At 48.2% G+C, this 19790-nt stretch carries 12 protein-coding genes; 1 reads left to right on the top strand and 11 read right to left on the bottom strand.

From position 1 onward, the window contains the following. Position 1: 1 nt before the first annotated feature. The 3 genes from DX130_RS23945 to DX130_RS23935 form a co-directional block, all read right to left on the bottom strand. A complete protein-coding gene (locus tag DX130_RS23945) occupies positions 2-949 on the bottom strand; it encodes a ComF family protein (RefSeq protein ID WP_116049679.1) in 948 nt (315 codons plus the stop codon). Next, positions 946-3114, bottom strand: a complete 2169-nt coding sequence (locus DX130_RS23940) for an ATP-dependent helicase ComFA (RefSeq protein ID WP_240644681.1) — start codon at positions 3112-3114, stop codon at positions 946-948. The genes DX130_RS23945 and DX130_RS23940 overlap by 4 nt, the downstream gene beginning before the upstream one ends. A 116-nt stretch (positions 3115-3230) precedes the next feature. Beyond that, complete coding sequence (locus DX130_RS23935) at positions 3231-3695, bottom strand: hypothetical protein (RefSeq protein WP_116049677.1); 465 nt, start codon at positions 3693-3695, stop codon at positions 3231-3233. A gap of 318 nt (positions 3696-4013) precedes the next feature. Between DX130_RS23935 and DX130_RS26760 the strand changes: the two genes are divergently transcribed. After that, positions 4014-5207 carry an LPXTG cell wall anchor domain-containing protein gene (locus DX130_RS26760; RefSeq protein ID WP_116049675.1) on the top strand — a complete coding sequence of 398 codons (1194 nt, stop codon included), beginning with the start codon at positions 4014-4016 and terminating at the stop codon, positions 5205-5207. 121 nt (positions 5208-5328) lie between these two features. Here DX130_RS26760 and DX130_RS23925 read toward each other — a convergent pair whose 3' ends face one another. From DX130_RS23925 to DX130_RS23890, 8 genes are all read right to left on the bottom strand, one after another. Next, positions 5329-6057 carry a response regulator gene (locus DX130_RS23925; RefSeq protein WP_116049673.1) on the bottom strand — a complete coding sequence of 243 codons (729 nt, stop codon included), beginning with the start codon at positions 6055-6057 and terminating at the stop codon, positions 5329-5331. Then, on the bottom strand, positions 6038-7225 hold the full coding sequence (locus DX130_RS23920; RefSeq protein WP_116049671.1) for a sensor histidine kinase: 1188 nt from the start codon (positions 7223-7225) through the stop codon (positions 6038-6040). Before DX130_RS23920 ends, DX130_RS23925 begins: the two co-directional genes overlap by 20 nt. A 73-nt stretch (positions 7226-7298) precedes the next feature. After that, a complete protein-coding gene (locus tag DX130_RS23915) occupies positions 7299-10004 on the bottom strand; it encodes a stalk domain-containing protein (protein ID WP_116049669.1) in 2706 nt (901 codons plus the stop codon). A gap of 227 nt (positions 10005-10231) precedes the next feature. Further along, positions 10232-14665 carry an Ig-like domain-containing protein gene (locus DX130_RS23910; protein WP_116049667.1) on the bottom strand — a complete coding sequence of 1478 codons (4434 nt, stop codon included), beginning with the start codon at positions 14663-14665 and terminating at the stop codon, positions 10232-10234. A 201-nt stretch (positions 14666-14866) separates the two neighbouring features. After that, positions 14867-16069 carry a methionine adenosyltransferase gene (metK, locus tag DX130_RS23905; RefSeq protein ID WP_116049665.1) on the bottom strand — a complete coding sequence of 401 codons (1203 nt, stop codon included), beginning with the start codon at positions 16067-16069 and terminating at the stop codon, positions 14867-14869. A gap of 160 nt (positions 16070-16229) precedes the next feature. Further along, the gene (locus DX130_RS23900) at positions 16230-16508 is read right to left on the bottom strand and encodes an alpha/beta-type small acid-soluble spore protein (protein WP_116049664.1); all 279 of its coding nucleotides are present in this window, start codon (positions 16506-16508) and stop codon (positions 16230-16232) included. A 186-nt stretch (positions 16509-16694) separates the two neighbouring features. Continuing rightward, a complete protein-coding gene (locus DX130_RS23895; RefSeq protein WP_240644680.1) occupies positions 16695-17195 on the bottom strand; it encodes a hypothetical protein in 501 nt (166 codons plus the stop codon). A gap of 70 nt (positions 17196-17265) precedes the next feature. Beyond that, a complete protein-coding gene (locus tag DX130_RS23890) occupies positions 17266-19746 on the bottom strand; it encodes a hypothetical protein (RefSeq protein WP_116049662.1) in 2481 nt (826 codons plus the stop codon). Between the last annotated feature and the right edge of the window lie 44 nt (positions 19747-19790).

The following is a 19790-nucleotide window of genomic DNA, read 5'->3' as shown; positions in this document are numbered from 1 at the left end:
ATTATGATCTCGCCCACGTCAGCGTATACAGCTGAACCGGCCGATAAGCATAACGAACCAGCGCCGAAGCACAGGCCTCAGCCGTGCTGCCCGTTGTGTAGATATCGTCTATTAGAAGAATGGTGCACTCTTCTCCATTGGATGAAGAAAGGCTTCTCTCCAGCCTTCTGATTTGAACTTCATTGCCCGTAAATAGAGCCTCTGAATCGCGCTGACGCTCCACTCTTGTCTTGAAACTCATCTTTTCGGTATGCCGGTCGCGAATTAATAAATCATAGATCGGAATATCGAACCTATTCGACAAGTAGAGTGCCATTTGCTGTGCCTGATTAAATCCCCGCTCCTGCGCTCGTTCCCCGCTGATCGGCACATACGTAATCGCATCCCATGACCGGGATATCGATGCGTGAGGATTCCAAAGTTGATGCACCCACTTCCTTACTCGCTGAAGCCCGCCTCCGCCTTCTCTGCTACGTATCCCAGCCTGCCCCTTGCGATGGTTTATAATCAATTTCTCCTCTGTGAGTCGAATGAAGCTCGGCACCAGCATTTCTGCCAGCATAGGAGCAAGACGCTCGTTGCCTCGATACTTGTACATCGCAAGCCATTCTCGCATAACGGGACTATATCCGACCGCACTGCGATTGCAGACAAAATGGCGCTCTCTTCGCCGCAAGCAGTCGCCGCAGTTCACCCCCCGGCCGCATACAGGGCAAGCGATACGATCCAGCCATGGAATTGAAGCAAAGCAGCTTACACATAGCGACTGCCGAAGAAGACGGTAGGAAGCCATCCCCTGCTCGGCATATGCACTGCCCTGTTGCGGCAACACCTTTTTCCCGCATACGGTACAGCCGCTAAGGTCTGGAGACAGCCATTCCATGGATCGGTCGCCAGCAGACTGGAGAATGGATTTGAAATGGGTTATCCGTTGTCCCAAACCACTCATGCTCGCGCCCCCTTTTTCGTATACACAGGCAGCAGGTACCCACGCACCTTCGCCATCTTGTTCATGGATCGGATATGACGGACGGCCTGAAGCTGAGATTGATTTCGTTCTGATCCGAAAAAGTAGACCTTCCCTCTGGGGTCATCGGCAGACCGCCCAGCCCTTCCTGCCATCTGTACAAGCGAAGCCTCGTCGAACAGTCCTCCATCTGCATCCAGAATATAGACATCGCTCCTCGGAATGGTCACCCCTCTCTCCAGAATCGTCGTTGTGACTAGTAAGCGGATCTCCCCTTTCCGGAAGCTTATCACTTTGGCAGCCCGATCGGGGTCCTGCGAGGAGGTAGCATCGACATGGGGACATTGCAGCTTACGGCGCAGCAGGGCTGCCAGAGGCTCTGCTTGCGCAATTCGCTGTACGAACACAAAGATTTGCGCACCCCGGCTAAGCGAGCTTCTCAATGCCTTTGTAAGCGTTGCAGGAAGCTTATCCTCCTGCAACATGCCTTTCACAGTCGGCGCGCTGACAAGGCTGGGAACAGGCAGAGGATGTCGATGATAGCGCACGGGCACGCGTGCATGTGCAAGCTTTCCCTGCCTAGCCGCACGTTGAAGCTCGCGTGGTGGAGTCGCGGATAGAAGAAGGCGAGGAGCACCCGGCAGGCAGCTCTTGTCCGCAGCGTACTTCAGCATGGGGTCACCGTGATAAGGAAAAGCATCCAGCTCGTCAAGGATAACGAGATCGAAGGCTTCCTGAAAGCGAAATAATTGATGAGTCGTCGATAGCGTAATCTCTCCTCGTTCCCATCTCTGTTCACTGCCCCCATATAGCGTTACTACTCTTGCGTCGGGAAACGCACGTCTAATGCGCGGATCAAGCTCGAGAACAACATCCCTTCTCGGTGAAGCGATAAGCGCCCTGCCCCCTCGGCTTATAACGGAATCGACGAGCGGGAATATCATCTCGGTTTTCCCAGCCCCCGTAACCGCCCATAGCAGAAAATTACGTATATCCGTACGCTCCGCCGCAAGCGGAGCGCCCCACGACAACAGACGCACCGACCAATTTCGCCACCAGGAATACTGAAGCTGTTGCTGCCTCTCAGATTCCTTCGCAGGGTGAATCCCCGTACCTGCAACCTGGCCATTCCTTAAATGTGGTGTATGAGATTGAGCATGATGGCGAAGGCTGCTTCCCCTATTGTACAAGGGCTGCGACTCGACAAAACGCAAAGCTTCCGCCGCTGCTGCATGCTGGGCAGGACTTAACCCCCACTTCTCCAGTCGTTCCTTCACAGGCAGCACTTTGCATATAGATGATTCGCCCGCTTCCCTCTCAGATGCTTCATACCTCCCCAGCACCAGCAACTCACACTCCCGGCTCCTCCCCATCGTCAGACAGGCCTCGCAATATGCACAGAGCCTGCCGCACGACGCACAGCTCGTGCGGCGCAGCTGCTCCTCACCGCTGCCGCAGCGCAAGCAGCGGCTTCGTCGCCGGGCGTCCGCCCGCCCGCCACCATGGGCGGCGACCGCTCCGCTAAGGCGCACGCGCCCGAGCAAAGCCGCCAGCTGAACCGCTTCGCTCCAGCTGGCTCCTGCCACGGGCACGCTGGCGCCCTCAAGCAGGGCGCGCACTTCGCCGCTAAGCAGCGCGCGTCCCTGCAGCAGACCGGCGGCCATGCTCGCGGACGCCGCCACCTTCTCCATGCCTCTCTCCGCTGCGCTGCCGTTCGGCTTGCCGTTATCGTCTCGCGGCCAATACTCCGCTAGCCTGATCCGCTCGTTCGACGCGCTCCTACATCTCTCGTCGACTCGCATACGAGTGACTTTTGCATGCCGACCTGACGAATGATAGACGTCATGCATCCGCTCAATACTCCCCGCCAAATGAGAAAGCGCCTCTTCCGAATCAGCGATACGACTCGTATCCACTTTCCCTGAAACGTTCTCCCGCATTCTTTTTCTATCCGCCCGATAATCCCATCCTTCCACGATCCTGCAGGCCCAGCCTAACGGCAGCGATTCACTCCAAAGCCATCCGACTGCAGCCTGATCCTGACAGCCGCCTCCTTCGAACCAATACCAATGATCCACCCTCGGTGCCAGCGTCAATTTCGCCTCCCACTCGCTGCCGTTATGGACGATATATACCCATGCATTCATGCCGTCTCCTCCTCCAATCTGCCATTGAAACCAACAAAAAAAGCACACCCGATAACGCCAAGACGGCGTCTCAAGTGTGCTTCACTTTTGCTTCGTTTCTATAATGGGATTATAAGTTAAAAAGGCATCTTCGACAAGTCGGCCGGATTTTGCAGATCAACAAGCACCGCATGATCCAATTCCGAAACAATTCCTTCAGCCTGCAGCATCCATAAGAGATGCAGAGCTGTACCTCGCGATATTTGCGAGCGCTTACCACTGGCGTCGTCTCCTTGCATACGATCTTCCATCGCATAAGCATGTATCTGCACTTGTCTACCGCTTCTCTTCCACCGCTCCACAATAGCCAACGTCTCCTTCGATGCCCCGTCATCCACTACGGTCAAACGGATATCCCTGCCAATCCAGCGGGAGAAGGCATGCAGCATTCTTAAATACCATTCCATATTTTTTTGAGTCTGGCCCGCTATTAATACATAATGTTTCTCTGACCTTGAGCGCCTCCGTCCAATCCAAAAAGCCAGATGCACGAACAACGCCGCAATAGCGTAACATCCAATGATAAGAAGGATAAGTTCCATGTCGGCACCTCCTAATCGCTTTGCCATGCAAAACCATCTTGTCAGCATGCCCTTGCCACACTATATGCCAATAACCGCCCATCGGTTACGGCATTTAGGGACAAGTGGAGCACAATGTGCTGCATCGCACAAAATTCGACATAAATATGAGCCTTCTCACCAAAAATACACCCTTGCTCAATTACCAAAATATGCTATCATTTTTGTACACGAACAATCATAGAATCAATAAGATGGCCTACATACTGAAGGGAGAGTGAGAACGTCCTATAGCCCAAGCCGGGCTAAATCATGATAGATGTAAAGGAGAGTGAACGGATGAAGAAAATGAAGAGGCATTTATCAATCGCGTTAGTATTGCTTTTGATTTCTTCCTTAACACTCGGTTCCATTGTATTTGCAGAAGGACTAGATAATGTTCAGAAAGGCTCTGTGAAAGGGTTGGAGTCGCAATTGCTGCTAGAGGGTGCTCTGGCGGAAGAGGAGATTGCTGCATGCGAAAGCTATTCCAAGCATTTTGGATCCATCGACGAGCAACCAGGCGTTCCGTTTATCAAAAAAAATGGTGACGGCACCGCGACAGCAACGTTCAAAACGACGAAAGATTGCGTCGAAGTTACATTCTCAGCATATACCTATGTGGACTCGCCTAAGCCCTATGAGGATCAAAAGCATTATTCCAGCGACAGCGTTAAGTTGAACAAAGCCAGCAATTATTCACTTACCATTGAATTGCCCAAGTGCGGCTATAGCCAGCTCGATCTTTACGCGGGGCCAATCCAATTCAAGCTCAATCCAGAATACGGGCATGACCACTTAACGTTGAGAAACCACATCCTACACAACTCAGGAACGTGCGCGGAGCCTACACCGACACCTACGAACACGCCGACTAGCACAACGACGACTACTCCTACAAATACAACAACTCCTACACCTACGAACACGCCAACTAGCACGACGACGACTACTCCTACGAATACAACAACTCCTACACCTACGAACACGCCAACTAGCACGACGACGACTACTCCTACAAATACAACAACTCCGACACCTACGAACACGCCAACTAGCACGACGACGACTACTCCTACAAATACAACAACACCGACACCTACGAATACACCAACTAGCACAACCACTGCTACACCTACAAGAACACCAACTTGGACACCTACTACAACACCGCCAACGGACCAGCCTTCGGCCACACCAAGTGAAACATCAACACCTACTCCCGTAGAATCTGAAGCACCTACACCTACTCCTACACCGACAGATATAATAACGATTGAAGAGGAAGAGGTGCCAGCAGGCGGGGGGACAGATGAAGGGGAAGAAATCATCGATCAAACAACCGATGAGAATCATCCGGAAGAATCCGTTCCGATCGACAAGCTGCCCAAAACAGGAGACCATAGCGCTGTTCCTTATTATTTACTGGGTTCCTTTATTCTCGTAACCGGCGTAGCTACTTTACGGAAGAAAAAACGCACTAACGAGTCCTGATAATTCCGCAGGCCGAATAAAAAATCTGTATAATAGAACCACAACGAACAAAGCCCTTGGAGCAAGCTAAGCTTGCCTCAAGGGCTTTGTTGCCATTAAACATATGGATAAATACCTATCGTTAAAGCGTAACCCAGCCAAACTTAATAGAATTAATAACAGCTTGCGTGCGATCATCAACTTCCATCTTCTGCAGAATACTGCTGACATGGTTTTTGACCGTCTTCTCGCTAATGAACAAAAATTCGCCAATCATCTTGTTGCTCTTGCCTTCCGCCATCAGACGAAGCACTTCCGCCTCACGACGCGTAAGCGGGCTTTCTTCCGTCGCAATATACTTTACGCCAGGCTCCTTCGCGGCAGCCGCACCCGATGCAACACCCATCTCATCCAGGTAGGTCATGCGGCGAAGCTGGTTAATGAGCTTACCCGTTACCTTCGGATGAATGTAGGAATGTCCATGATGTACAGAGCGTATCGCATTAATGAGCGCTTCAGCCTCCATATCCTTCAATAGATATCCTGTCGCACCTTTACGCAGTGTCTCAAAAACATAACTTTCATCGTCATGAATGGACAGAATGATCACTTTGACGTCCGGGAACATCCCCTTCAATCGTTCCGTCGTGACAACTCCTGTCTCAATCGGCATGTTAATATCCATCAGCACGATCTCTGGCACCGTATGATTGCAAAATTCCAATACCTGTATGCCATCACCGCACTCGCCTATGACTTCTATGTCGTTTTCCATATTAAGAATGCGCTTTAAGCCTTCACGAAAAAGCTGATGGTCATCAGCCAATAGAATCTTAATCTTAGTGGAGTTGCTAGCCGATATCTGGTTCATTATTCTCATTCTCCTTTCTTTGTTCGGAAGTTGTTGGAATGTCTATTACAATCTTCGTTCCCTGCCCAGGCTTTGAGTCTATAATCATCCTTCCTTCGATCAATTCCACGCGTTCCCTCATGCCAACCAGGCCAAAATGGGAATTGCGGCTGGTAGGCTGATCGTCCAGGCCTACCAGAAAGCCATTCCCGTTATCCTGAATCGTCAACGTAATAAGCTGCGGGCTGTAGTAGATTTCCAGCGATACATGGGAAGCGTTCGCATGTTTCAGTACATTGGAGAACGCTTCTTGCACCATCCGATAAATGGCTGCTTCCATAGCGGAAGGCATCCGAATTTCCTTGCCCGTCAGCTCGAATACGGTATGAACCCTGGACTTCTCCTCGAAGTCCTGGGTGAATTTACGCAGCGTAGGCACCAGACCAAGATCATCTAGCGCCATTGGACGAAGGTTGAATATGATTTTGCGTATTTCTTCAAGTCCGGAACGTACTTGGCTCTTGAGATCCACAAGCTCATCCTGCACCAATTCGAATTGCTGCTTGATGAGCATGCGTTCCGCAATCTCGGTACGCAAGACGATGTTCGCCAGCGATTGCGCGGGACCATCATGAATCTCCCTCGCAATACGCTTGCGCTCTTCCTCCTGCGCCAATATAATTTTCAGTCCCAGAAGCTGTCTGGTCTTGGCTGATTCAATAATTCGCGTTACTTGATTAAGATCCCCGGACAAATACTCCAGCACCACATTCATTTGGGAGCCGATCATCTCCGCCCGCTCAATCGATTTCTCGACATTGCGTACCCGCTTTTGAAGGTCATCCCTGCGAGACTTCAAATAATTTTCTTTCTCGCGATAGACCATGAGGTCAAGTTGGATCTGTGTCGCCTTCTCGTATGCGGATTTAATGTCTTCTTCCTTATACCGCACAAAGTCTCGGCTGACTTCCGTCAGACGCATGCGCGCGCGCCGGTACTCCTGCTCCAATTGATCTACCTTGTCGATCGTCCGGACTGTCTCCTGAAGCACCTGCTCAAGCTCAGACTCCAGCGCCTCCAGCTCTGTTCGTGCCGATTCGCATATTTCATAGATTTGATATTTGCTATCCTCCATGACTTGAATGGCATTCGAGATTACTCTATTAATATCGACCGTAAGGTGATCCACTGCGGTTAGGCACTCCCCATCGAAAAAGGATATTCCACTTCATCATACCACACTTTAGCTATATTCCGTCTAGCTATTCTATGGTAACTTTTTTGACCTTCTCATCGTAGCCTACCTTAAAGCCCAGCTTTTCTGAGAACAAACGAACCGGAATTAGCGTTCTGCCATTGCGGGTGAAAGGCGCTACATCCGACGTATACCGCACGCCATTCAACATATAATCCTTCTGCCCAATCGTCATCTCGATCATTTGGCTTCCTCGCAGCACCGTGACCTTACGCGTCTTGTCATCGTAGAGCACCTCGGCTCCCATCGCTTCCGAGACAAATCTCAGAGGGACGTAAGTCGATCCTTGCTGGATAAGCGGCGCAGCTTCTAGTTTAATGCTTTTTCCGTTCACCGATGCATTCGAATTCCCGATCGTCATAGCAATCTTCGCTCGGGCCGGATCTTTCACTTCAGCTGCAGTGCGCAATACAATGTTATCAATGGCAATCGCACCGGATGCTGCTTTCTTGTCGCTGTTCTGATCAATCGTGACCACATAAATCCGCTTCAGCTTAGCCGGGAATGCAATACCTGCGCTTCCCACATCGATTTTGATGTTTTTCCAGCCATCCCAATTTAGCTCTTTGGCTACATCCAGCAGATGGGTTTTGCCGCTTGCGTCTACTACTTCAGCGCGCACCCAGTTTTTGCTGTTGTCGCTGTACACGTCCATTGTCATCGATGACGGCGAGCCGGATAGCGTCACGCCATTGGTGCCGAATACCGCATAGGAGGCTCTTGTTCCTGTTCCAGCTGAGAAGTCATACGAAATCTGAAGACCGCGGCTTGTCTGGCCTGGAAGATCGCTAATAAGTCTCACGCCGCCTTTCGTCGTATCGGCAGGCGTAACCTGCGAAGTAATCGCATAGCGCGATACCTCGAAGTCTTCCACGACTACAGCCTCTTCACCTTTCACGAACGGGATCATTGCACCATATCCGTCATAGCTGCCGACCGCATAGCCAGCTGTGGCTTTGTCGTCTACACTGTTAACAGTAATGGAACCGTTCTGATAAGTCCCCTCGAAACCAACGAATTCCCACTTCAGGGAATCCCCCGACAGATTGTACGTTTTGCCGTTTTTGAGCTTCACCGTAATCGGCACATTAATCGAGCTGCCTGGGGACAACATGCCCGCAGAAGTGTTGATCTTCATCGAGTCGATCTGATCCTTGCCAACGATCTCTACCTCATACTTGGCCTCGACATTGCCCGATTTGGCTGTAAGGGTTGTTTTGCCTATTTTGCTAGCTGTAAATGCGTTTTGCTCAAACTTGCCGACCGAGCCTGATGAGGCCCAGCTCAATGTCGTCGGATCAATCGTAATCGGATTGTAGTATGTATCATAGCCGCTTACCGAATATTTGACTGTTTGGCCGAGCAACATAACGTTGGCACCGCTGACGGACATGTTTCTGACCGAACCTTGAGGGGCAGTTGTAAAGACCCCAATGCCGTTCGATACGGAACGTTGCGAGCTTTCCTGTGTCGGATGAGCTAGCTGCAGATTGGTCGTACCAAGCGGACGCTCGGTCATTGTGGTCGAGCCGCCCCCATCCATATTGACGCCTTTATGTACGCCTAGCTGTACCATAATCTGTTGCAGTTCTCTCAAGTTTAGTCCGGTATTGCTTCCGGATCTTTCACTCGTAATCATGTACACCTTTGTTCCATCCTTGGAATAGCCAATTCCTGTACGAGAAGTAAAGGATGAACCGCTTACACCTTGGATGTCTCTGGAGAATGCAGAAGCTGCGCCATTGTCTACAAGAAGCGTATGTCCGCCTACCAGCATTTGCAGGGTCGAAGTATCGACGGGCTGCTTCGTCGTTTGCGAGACGAGGGAATAGTCCGACGTGACGGCTTGCCCCACCTGTACATTGGCTTTGATGAAGACAGCAGCTTTGCCATGTCCGCGCAGGATGTATCCATCCGCAGGAACGGAACCCGGAATGGGATCACTCTCGCTAATTTGCTCGACAACGCCATTGCGAACGAGAACCTCGGTCGCCTTTGTTGCCGAATTACGCGGACGCTCCGCTCCGCCCCATGCACTTGTGTAAATAAACAAGTTATCCACATGACTATAAGTCACGCCTGCAATCTCTGGTGTATAGGTGGATTGGTTCAAGCCTTCGATCGGGAACGTCTGGCCATTCTCCGCTGTTACCGTACCGCTAAAGGTAAATGCGTCAATCATCGGCTTACGGTCTGTCGTCATGGCGAAGGCATACATGCCATTAAGTTTCGATGGGCTGACCATAAGAGTTCCGCTCGTAATTTGAGCACCCAGCGGCGCTCCCTCATTGGCCATCACGAACACATCTCCATTAATCCCTGCGACTGCTCCACTTTCTTTTGTCATGTTCAAAATATTGTTTCGCTGTCCTACATTGTTATTCCTGCCGCTCATGGCATTTAATGTTACATGTGGATTCGTGAGATCCACTTCTATGACATGAACATCCGTTGAGACAGCCTTATTGCTTCTCGTTGTTTGCCATACATAATCCACTCGCTTGGCGCCCGCTGTAATGATCTGGGACTGCTTAAGCTTCAAAACAGGCGCTGCGCTTGCTGCTTCCGCCTGCGATACGATGAAGGATGCTCCATTACCCGGAAGTAACGTAGCTATAGGATGCGCCAACAGCGCTCCACTAACCGCGATAACGACGACTCGTCTACCTACTCTGCTCTTCTGCCGACCTATGCTGTCCGATCGCTTGCTCATAATACTAGCAACTCTCCCATCTCTATGTAACTACTTAATATAGACTACAAGAGTCGTATAAAAGTTCCGTCCATAAAAGACTGCTATCACTTTTTACCAAGCGATAGATATTAGCTATACACTTGTTTCCTTGTGGGTTATTAGCTGGCACAATCGGCCCTCACATAGAAAACAGGACCTTAGAACGAGGCATGATTGCCGCGGGCTAAGGTCCTGTCCCCTTCCGTCTATTGAGTCAAAAATTCCGCTTTCTCTAACATTCGCATAATCATAACAGCGCCCTCAGCCCTTGAAGCGTTCGTCGTGGGGCTAAGCGTTGTGTTTGTCTTTCCGTTGATAATACCCAGGTAGACAGCTTCAGCCATATTGGTCTTGGCATAAGAGCTTACCTTGTTACGGTCGGTATACTTCTGAAGATAGGAATCCGCCGAGCTTGGCAAGCTAACGCTCATGCCGGTTACCTTTGCCGCACGCATCATCATTGCCGCCATTTCCTGACGTGTGATGAAGTTGTTTGGTTTGAAGGCCGTGCTGCTCGTACCATTGACGATGCCCGCCGAGGCCGCTGCGCCAATGTAGGCACCCATAACTGTATCCGCATTGACGTCTTTGAACTTGGCTGCTGCCGTACGGTTGCCCGCCAAGCCTAATCCTTTGGCGATATAGGTAGCGAATTCACCGCGTGTAATCGGCTTGTCCGGCTCATAGTTGGAGGCGGTACGGCCTTCCACGATAAATTTGCGAGCCATCATCTGTACAGTGTCCGATGACCAGTGTTTGCCCATATCATTGAAGCTCTTAGTGTTCCGCACAAGTGCATAAGCGCTGTTGCCTTGCCGCTTAAATGTGGCTTTTGTCCATCCGCCTTCGTTTTTGAAGTTGGTAGGTACATACGACAGTGTGCCTGTAATCGGATCCAGCCATACAACGGCTGACTGGCTTTCGTTGACGCTGGAAGACGTCTTGAGCGTTCTGGAGACATATCCGTTAAAATTCGTCACTTCCTGCTTGTTAGAACCGTTCACAACCAGTACTTCATAATTGACTGGTCCAGCTATGATTGTCGCGCTAGAGCTATTCAATGCCGTCATCAACGGCTGCGTCTTGGAAGAGTTCCCTTTATCGATCGCCATTAACAGGTGATTGGTAGACGAGTTTCCTCCAAGCGCTCGAGACAGCTCCGAGAAGTTCAATGTCTTCAACGGAAGCTCGAACGTAGCATCTCCATGCTGAACGACAAAGGTAACGTCTCCACCCTGTCTGCTCGCCATCTCCAGTGCTATGACTGGTACAGCCACAAGAGCAGCATTCTCAAAGTCTGGCACTTTAAAGACGATACGAGGGCTTGTTAGACCAGCATCTCTGGACGTTGTAACAGCTGCGATGAACTTCTCGCTAACTAACGTATAACGATTAGCCGAGACACCAGCTGGTGAAGTATCGCTGGAAGCATTCGCTGCTGAAGGCAAGATGCCAACACCGCCTCCATCGGCGGCTTCGTAATCCCCGCTCAAGCTATCCAGTATGGTAGTCTGATTCGCAACATTAGCGTTATTGAACACATTGACTGTATTTCCCGCTATTGAACGAAGACCATTGGAATTGCTCAAATACGAGACTTCTGCTTTTTCGCCAACTTTGGCTGCGGAATCCAGGGTTAGGATGACCGTACTTCCTGCTACCTGCACACCTGTCACCAATCGAACCATATCTTTTATTCTCACTAAAAAGAAACTATTCGACGGCACGTAAGACGGATCAAGCGTCTCGTTGAAGGAAATCGTCAGCAAATTTCCTTTCAGAATGGCTCCTATCATCGAGATGCTGCCCGTATTGCCGCCTGATCCGCTTGTAATCGACAGATTATTGAATGACGCTGCCGCATTGCCGTAAATGTCCTTCGTTGTGCTGCTGCTTCCGTAATAGGACACTCTCATCGTCGACGGATTCGAAATCGTGGAACTCAGTGTCAGAATGATCGAATCGCCGGACAAGTTGACATTTGAAACGGAACGAGACTGATTATCAGCTTGTACGCTGAACTGGAACGCTCCCGGCGTTGTTGTTGTATTGAGCGCCCGATTATATCGGATCGATACCATATTACCTGAAGCCGATACGCTCTGAACTTGAGGAGCGCCTGTCGTGCCTCCCGAGCCGCCGCCTCCACTTCCCGCATTGGCAAGGAAACTGCTAAAGGAAGAAACTGAATTACCAGAGACACCGACTAACGGATAACTGATCGGACTATAAGATATACGTACTTGCTGTCCGCTAGGAATGGAGCTGAACAACTTCAGCTCAATCGTACTGCCATTATGGGTCAACGAATTGGCACTGTAATTGATCCCGCCCACATTAACCGTGAACTGACTGTATGCATAGGCATGAGGCTTCATCAAGTCCTCGCTGAACCTCATCGAAACCGTCGTCCCCGAAGCTCTTGCGCTGGAAATAACAGGGCTTGTATTTGAAGCTCCGTTCGTAATGCTAATATTGTTCAAGTTGCCTGCTGCATTGTCCGACAAATCGCGAATTTGCGGATTGTTAGGCTGCGTATATGACAATGTCACCTTTTGATTAACGGCTACGTTGCTAGCCAGGGTAACAAATACAATATTTCCTTCTACTTTCACCCCCGTAACGTTGCGTGGCAATCCCGCTACGGTCACATAGAAGCTAGCTGGTGACGGTTTTAAGTCTTCCTTCAGCGGCTCATTGTAAATTAATCGGATCGTCGATCCGGCAACATCTGAACTTGAGATGACTGGCGGCGTTTTATCCGCCCCTCTCGTCAAGAAACTCCACTGATATTCATTCAATATGCCTGAAAAATCATTACCAACCAAGTCGGTAATGGCTCCTTCATCAATGTTTACAAAATATCGGGTATCCAGAGACAGTGCAAATCTGCCAGGTTCGATAATAATGCTCTTATTGTCTTTAGGATCCACATAGTAGGACGCTACAATTGTACGGTATCCTTCTTGTACTTTAGTCACAAATCTGATTTGTTTCCCAGGATCGGTTGATGCCATAACTGGTTTATCGAAAGTAGCCTTGAACGTGTCATTTACATCCACTACGTTTGCGCCGTTCACAGGAGTAAGACTTACCAAGTTCGGCTTTTTGTCGTCCTGAGTAACCATGAAGGACCATCCTCCGTTTCCGGAGATGCCCGCGAAGAAATTGCCGGCTCCATCTCGGATTGCGCGGTTGCCGATCGTAACATAGTATCTTGTATTATTGACAAATGATTTGGCCGCATCACTGGAAGATACATGACTGGTAGCGTCAATCGTCAATTCCTTTGTTCCAGCGCCTTTCACACGTGTCGAAGTGATCGGAATAGAACGGAATAGCGTGCCGCTATTGGAATGACGGATTTCAATATCTCCGCTATTCAAATACACATCTTTGTTGAAGGTCAACGTTAACTTTCCATTCACGTTCGATAATGTACCGCCTCTGACAGGAGAATAAGTCGTCACGTTAGGAGGCGTGGTATCATTGCCAAATCCGGTCGTAAAATTCCAAACCGTAGCGGAGCTTATACCATAGAACCATTGGCTTGCGTTAGGGTTAGGTCTGGAGAAAGCACCGGGCTCAATCCATACGTAATAAGCCGTATTCGGCGCCAAAGTCGATGGTCTGATTGTTGCAGAATTGGAGTTAGAATCCAGTCTAACTGCAGTCGACGTAGCCAGTATGCGTTGAATCGTCACATTGTCGCTTACTCGGCGAATTTCAATGTATCTATTCGCATTAGCCTGAACTTGCTTGTCGAAGCGAATCGTCAACTCGGTTCCGGTAGGAACAAGAGTATCGTTTTTTGCAGGAGTAAACGGATTGCTGCTTGCCAGATTGACTGGCGCTTCCCCTGTGGTGAATGTCCAGTTCATGCCAGCAAAAGCGTTGCCCGATGCATCCTGGATGTTGCTGCCGGAAATACGAACACGGTATGTTGTCTTAGGCATAAGAGCTCCGTCAGGCGTAATCGTGATGGAGGATGTTCCGCTACCAGTCACACTGGAGGATGTTACAGGAATATAGCGATTATCCTCTGACGATTCCAGAACAATATCGCCGCTAGCGACGTAGACAGGTTTATTAAAAGATATGTTTATTGCGCTTGTAATAGAAATATCCTGCCCCTCGGGACTACGGAACGTATGCAACGGTCTTGTGTTGTCTTCCACAAGTACCGTACGGAAGCGCCAAGTCGTTGCATCTTGAATCCCCGTATAAGAAGCGCCATTGGAGTCGTTCACAAAAGCTCCTTGGTCGATCAATACAAAATATTCGGTGTCCAGTTCCAATCTGCCTCCGAGTGAACTATACGACGGAGTGATCGTAGCTTGATTGCCGGATATGGATACTCTTCCGCTCGTTACACCGATTTTCTCGACTAGAGCGTTATTTTCCGTCTTGTATATGTAAATGCTGGTTGAAGAAGCGCCCGTTTTGACATTCTCGTCGAAGGTCAGACGCAAGTTGGTGCGCACCGGCACACTGTCCAAGTTTTTCGCTGGGAAGAAGCTTGTGACAATAGGTCCTCCCGGCGCAGCCGTTACGGTCTGGGATGCCGACCACCCGGGCATAGCAAATTGAAGCAACATAGCAATAGATAGAAATAAGGACAACTTGCGCATACGATACATAATGTTCACTCCTCAAATATACACTCGTACCTTATTTTTCGGTCTGAATGCATGAAAATGTTAGGTTCGTACACTTTTTTGTGCCGTTAGCCCTATAGTCATAACAAAAATAAAAGCCGTTTCACCCATCTCTACAAGTTGACGGGTAAAACGGCCTTTATGTTGCGCATTAGCGCTACTATTTTCCAACTGGCAGTGGTATTACAGTCCAGCTCCAGCTTTCAGAAGCTCGGATTTATCTACACGCTCCCAAGGAAGATCCACGTCTGTACGACCGAAATGGCCGTATGCCGCAGTCTGAGCGTAGATCGGACGACGAAGGTCCAGCATTTTGATGATGCCCGCAGGACGAAGGTCGAAGTTGCTAGTAATTAGCTCAACCAACTTCTCTTCGGACACTTTGCCTGTACCATACGTATCTACATTGACGGAAACCGGCTGAGCTACGCCAATAGCGTAAGCAAGCTGGATTTCGCACTTGTCAGCCAGGCCTGCCGCAACGATGTTTTTCGCTACGTAGCGTGCCGCGTAAGCTGCGGAACGGTCGACCTTTGTAGGATCCTTGCCGGAGAATGCGCCGCCGCCATGACGAGCGTAGCCGCCGTACGTATCAACGATGATTTTACGGCCAGTAAGACCAGCATCGCCTTGAGGACCGCCAATAACGAAACGGCCAGTAGGGTTAATAAAGTATTTGGTTTGCTCGTCCAGCCACTCAACCGGAACAACCGGTTTAATAACATGCTCCATGATGTCGCTTTGGATTTGCTCCAGCGTAATCTCTTCCGCATGTTGAGTCGATACAACAATGGTATCAACACGAACTGGCTTGCCGTCCGCGTATTCGATTGTCACTTGCGTTTTGCCGTCTGGGCGAAGGTAAGCAAGTGTCTCGTTCTTACGCACTTCGGACAAGCGACGGGCAATGCGGTGCGACAATGCGATTGGCAATGGCATCAGTTCAGGTGTTTCGTTAGTAGCGAAACCAAACATCAGACCTTGGTCGCCTGCACCGATATCTTCATTCTCTTGCTTCATATCTTTGCCATCGCGAGTTTCAAGAGCAGCGTTAACGCCTTGAGCGATGTCAGCAGATTGCTCGTTCAATGAAGTCAGAACGGCACAAGTGCTGGAGTCAAAACCATATTTCGCGCGAGTATAGCCAATTTCCTTAATGGTGCGACGAGCGATCGCCGAAATATCAATATAATCCGCACGGCTGCTAATTTCACCAATAACAAGCACGAGGCCTGTTGCTACCGAAACTTCGCACGCTACGCGCGCATTAGGGTCTGCTTCCAGGAATGCATCAAGAACGGCATCCGAGATTTGGTCACAAATCTTATCCGGGTGCCCTTCCGTAACTGATTCTGATGTGAATAAGTGGCGTCCTTTAACCGACATCCATATCAACCTCCTACAACCTTAGTATTAAATAAGTGCAGATGTTCTACACAAAAAATGAACCTTTTCCGCGAAGGAAAAGGTTGTTAGACAACTCTTCTTCTAAAAATTTATGATACCGAAAATGTCGCTTGGTGTCAATGGACGCCTCATTTGCCAATTATAACTGGAAGCCCCCGTTTAACACCTGTTCAGCCTGAGAAACAAGGCGTCGCGTAATTTCCCCGCCTACAGATCCGGCTTGACGAGTAGAGAGTCCTGACCAGTGCACGCTTCCGCCCTGTCCAGACACAGCTCCCAGTTCCCCAGCAAACTCGGTATCTGCTCCAGCAGCTGAGTACCCGCCTGTCACCAAGCCAAATTCTGCTGCTATTTCATATTTCATTTGATTCAGTACGGCTTTGCAATTTGGAACGACTACTTTATTGGAACGGCTCATTTGAGTTGCACCTCCGAGAGTAATGGATTACATCTCTATTGTGTATCCATCCTGGCCGAATCAAGCGTATAACTTTTTGGAATGGGGAGCAGATTATAACAAGTAAAGCAAAATCAACAAACATTGTTCATAAAAAAACAAGCCACCCCAACACTCTGTTTGGGATAGCTCGCTACTCTGGCATTATTATTTGATTGTATAATTGCCTTTCACCAGTACGGTCAATATACCGGTTTCATTCGGATGACCTTTGATGCCGCGGCCCTCGCGTGGGAACCATATCAAGTGATTGGTCGGCACATCCTTGCCACTCTTGATATCTGTGCCGCCAGTAAGGTCTGAAATACCGTTCGTATCCGAGCTGAACGCTACTGCTTTACCTACGCGTACAACCACTTCGGCTCCAGCAGAAGCCATTAGCGTTTTGCCTACAGGCACTTCAACGACCTCCAGCTTAACGCTGGCGCCGGATTCGCCTGAGTTGCCGCCATTATTGCCTGTGTTGCCACCTGCGCTTAGCTTAGCAATTTGTTCGTCGACATAGCTTTTGGTTACCGCAGGATCTTCGATAGATCCAGGCGTAGCGGCTGAGTTTGCCTCGAGAGGGTTGGCCAGAACCATACCGGCCCAGACGCCAGCAGTCACCAATACAGCCGCGCCCATTACTTTCAACATCTTCTGTTTCACTCTAGAAGTCTCCTCTCCGTCTAGTATCCTATAAGGTATAGGATACTAGATTTCCGGGGGATTGGGTAGTTTATTCGTTAACTATACCCCATTGCATGTTTTGACTAGCGATCAACGTTTTGAAGCCTTGGAAGGAATCGTATACGTTGATGGTGTAGCCTTTTCCGTAGTCGTTTTTGTGGTTAACAATGTCATTTTGGAATAAAAATTCTTTCTTCAAATTCTTACCAACAACCAGTTCATCTTTTAAATTGTCTTTTCCAAGTGATAGCTCTTTAGAGAATGTCATTTGCTTATAGTCATTATCTACAAATTCAACAATGATTTTATGTTCTTCTGCGTACGCCCTGTCAGAGTCAGTATTCGGTGTAAGGTCATAATTAAAGGAAAGTTTAACACTATCTATTGCAAAACCATCCGATGCTTGGACAATGGCTACTGTTGATTTGATATCCAATACATTATTCATAAATTCGATGTTCTTCAGGTTTTTAGCCACTTCTATTTCCTTCAACACATAATCTGTAAACACCGGCTTAATGACTGCAGAACCAGCATCGTTTCCAAGCTTGAATGCTTCTCCGAAGTAGAACGAAATCTTATCTTTCTCGAAATTCCGCGGCACTTTTGTCCAAGCCGATAGAACGACCTTACCGTTAGGCATTACTTTTTCTTTGAATTCGCTGAATGTAAGTCCGATAATAGAATCGGTCTGATTTTGAACATACCCTGCTAGTTGTGCTGGATTAATGGCCCTACGCTCTTTGTTTGTGTATTCCACTTCAGCGTAGAAGAAATCACTGCTTGCTCCTTTATAAAGAGCAGACTTCACGAATTTTACTTCGGCTCGTTTACCAAGACTTGTAATTTGATAGGCTTCGTTACTTCCAAGTTGCTTGGCTTGAGTAGGTGAATCAACATAGAAGACATGGATTTGTTTTTCATTTTTCTTGTCTTTATCTGTCTCAAACATTACAAATTCAATTTTGCTAGTGACCTGCGTATAAGGGACCTCAGTATAAGCAACTACCTTATAACTTTGACCTGGTCCTATCGTTGTTACATCATCCAAAACCACGATTGTGGATTTGCTTGGATCAACTTTGACACCGTCTATAATGAAATGTCCGCTAAGCAAAAGTTTTGATTTCGCTTGAGCAGTTGTATTTTTGAATGTGAACTCTGCCACAATCAAATCCGCAAGATCATTAGGCGTACGCTGGATCGATTCCTGTCTTACCTCATAACCGCTATATTGGGCTACAGCGCTGCTTTGCTCGCCAGTCTGAGTTTTCACAGCTACTGCAAAATTGCTAAGAAAGCTACTCTTGCTATCTTCTCCGCCATTCTTATAGAAAACAACGATTTCGCTAGTTTTCAATATTCCACTATTCGGAATTTGTCCGGACAATTGAATGGATTGTTTAATCTTCGGCAGAAGAACCACTTCAGCGTCGGAATCTCTCGTTAGCGGGTATAGGTAACCTTCTTTGGTTTTCAAATAAAACTCAAGAGCAGGCAAAGGCAACTTTGTTGAACTTGTATTTTCCAATACAAATTGAGTGGATAACTGTTCATGGTTAGCCGCTAGGCTTACAAAGCTGTCACCTGCTGTAATATTAAGCGTATTACCGCCTAGATACAAAGCCTTTGTTACATTCGGCTTAACCGCTACTGTAGGCTTTAGGGCCGGAAGATCAAATACACCAATTGGCAAATTCGTTTTGCTTTGTTCTTCCGCCGTAGATAATACTAACGAGAATTTGCTCGAAAGATTTTTCAGCGGTATCGCTACGGATAACGTGATCATCTTTGTCTCTCGAGCTTTAAGAGTAATATTGGATGTATTTTTATCAAAAGCAAATACACTGCCACCATCAATTTGAGCGAAGTAATTGACTGAAGTTAAATCTACAGAACTCAGCGAGAGATTTTCCAAGGAATAATCTATCGTTAAATAACCATATTGGCTATCTTGATACAATGTATATTGTTTTACTTGACCTTTTAGCTTATTAGCTCCGAACAACATTTCTTTCACACCGTACGAAGCAGTAGCACCAGTTCCTGAAGCATTGAGAGTACCTAATGTACGTTCATAATTAGCACTAGAAAAATCCCATTTAATTAAATCAATACTCAAATCAGCTAACTTGCTGTCCTTATCTACAGAAGCATAATATGTAAGATAAGTAGTGCCTTTTGATGGTGCTGTTACTTTTGTTTTATCCGCTTCCTTTAATTTGGTCGGATACGTTTTACCCGATTTGGATTTAATTTTTGCCCAATAGTCCAATAATTGAAGACTTGCAGAAGAATCATTTTGGATCGCGATTGTAAAGGATGCTAGTTTTCCTTGTTCTTGTGTAACAAGCTGTGCATCGTAGAGAATTGCTTGAATGTTAGAGGCAATAGTTGCAGTTGGTTTCTTTGATGTTGCAGTAGCTGCTGCTTCAATGCGATTATTTGGTGCAATCGTATATCCAATCAGCAGAGTAAACACTAGACATAACTGTATGACTCGACTGCGCTTCTGAAAATAATGACTCAATGAGACCCCTCCTAATCTTGTTAATAGATTAGACGCAATTGAAT

Source organism: Paenibacillus paeoniae (genome assembly GCF_003388735.1).
GTDB lineage: Bacteria > Bacillota > Bacilli > Paenibacillales > Paenibacillaceae > Pristimantibacillus > Pristimantibacillus paeoniae.
The sequence above is the reverse complement of the archived record's forward strand: the minus strand, read 5'-3'. Positions and strand labels throughout refer to the sequence as shown.